Genomic DNA, 2,058 nt, shown 5'->3' on the forward strand with positions numbered 1-2,058 from the left:
AGAAATCTATCAATCCTTGTTCACCTCCAATAGCTTTTAGTTTTTCAGCATTTTCAGGGGCTAAATAATGAGTAATTTTTTCTATTGTTTTCTTATCATCTATAAACTTAGAGCCTTCGGAGAATGCTTTAGTAAGTATGTTGTTTGTTTTTTTAGAGAGGTCTTCAGCAAGATTTGCTATTTGTTTTCCAGTTTTTCCTAAGTTATCTAACTGAGTGTTTATAGAATGAAGGTCTAACTGTTTTTTAGTTTCATCTAAAAAGGCTTGTGTTTGTTTGTTGTCGATAGCTGTAGCGATATAGAGCTCGTTAGGGGCTATATCATTTATGTTTTTGTAAACTAACTCAACCTCGTCGTTGTCAGCTTTTTTAGCTACGACAACCATAATCTCTTCATTGAGAGCTTTTGCTCCTCCTCTTATATAGGCACCACTGGCAATAGGCAAGATAGCTCCAGCTGAGTAAATTGTTAAATTAGTAGCATCGTTGCGTGCAGAGGCATAGGCGGCACATAGAGGGTCGGTGAAAATATCAGCCCCTGGAATAAGGCTTATGACATCTAAAGTGCCATAAACGGCATCGTCTAAAACCTTTAGTTTTTCAAAATCATAAAAGACTTCAGGAGGGAGCGTTCCTTTTTCTAAGGCTATTTTTACTTTATTCTTAAACTGCCAAGTATCAACTGAGTTTTGCCATAGGTAGAGAGGATAATTAGGTGTTTTGTCTATTCCATAATCCATATACACCTCTCTAAACCTGCCTAACTGATGAATGTCTACTTCTTCCCAAAGTGCTTTATTTTTCAATCCATCTTGTGCGTATTCAGCTTTTAGACTTTCTTTTAAACGTGTCTCATTTTTTATTTTCCAAAGCTGGGGATCTAAATCAAAATCAAGAAGTAGACTTTTATTTCTTCTAAACTCTTTTGACTGGTAAAAAGTTAAACTTTTAATAAAAGGATAACCTCGTAAGTTTTCTTTTGATTTATAGGTATAATTTCTTACACTTCCATCAGCATATTGATAATATTTATTCATTATCAAAGGCTTAGGAATATCTTGATATAGGGTAAGAAGTTTTTCAAAAATGGAATTTCCTTTATATTTGCTTCGGATAATGCTATTATCTGTCTGGGCAAAACTTATTGTATAGCAATTTAGTTTTTTAATAGTACCTTCTTTGAAAATAGACTCATATTCAGAGGAAGCTACCACTAAATATACTAACTTACGATCAGACTTATTGCCAGAAACGCCCTCTATTGCTTTTTGTGCTAAATCAGAAAGTATATGCTCTGGTATATAGGAATTTTTTCTTAATGGTAAAAATGTAAGTACTACATCTATTTTTGTATAATACGATAATAGATGTAATTTTTCTTCTAATTCATAGAGTTGTTTTTCAGGTACATTAGTTACAAAGTTATTTACAATATGGTTGTATTGTCCAACAGCAACAACTTCTTTTTTTCGTGAAGTTGCTATTTTTTTAATAGCATTTGCTAAATACTCTTTTAAATCTTTACGATATTGTTCTATTTCAGCAAGGTCAGAGGTTTTAATTACTCTAAAATTGTCACAAGGACTGACTGTCGGGTTAGCATTGGTACAGGTTACTGTATTTACAAAAGTAATAGGAGTTACTGTAAAACTAACAGTACCTTTTTTATCTTTAATGTATCCCCAACTAGTTTTGTAATAAGTATCACTACCACAAGAATTACCTGTTCTATATAGATAAATTACTGTTTCATCATTTATTGATGTTTGATAATCAAGTTTTAAAAAGAGTCCATCTAAATTTTTATAACCTACAAATTCTTTATTAGAGAACTCGGCGTAGTAGGCTTTTTTATCTTCTCCTAAAATTGCGGGCAAAGCTCCTTGTGGTATTTCTGATAGTTCCTCTCTATCAATAGCTGTGATATGGGATCTATCATATTTAAAAGGTCGCCAATCAGGGGTAAGCCATATTTTACCTGCAAATTCTCCTTCACTTTGTCCTTGGAAGGCATACAGTTTTACTTTAGGGTCGTTGATTTGCTTCCAGTCGCGGTAGA

At 33.0% G+C, this 2,058-nt stretch carries 1 pseudogene; it reads right to left on the reverse strand.

Features of this window, described 5'->3' with window-relative positions:
* A pseudogene (locus HMPREF9078_RS12030) lies at positions 1-2,058 on the reverse strand (hypothetical protein); the annotation flags it as partial.

The organism is Capnocytophaga sp. oral taxon 380 str. F0488 (assembly GCF_000318255.2).
Classification (GTDB): domain Bacteria; phylum Bacteroidota; class Bacteroidia; order Flavobacteriales; family Flavobacteriaceae; genus Capnocytophaga; species Capnocytophaga ochracea.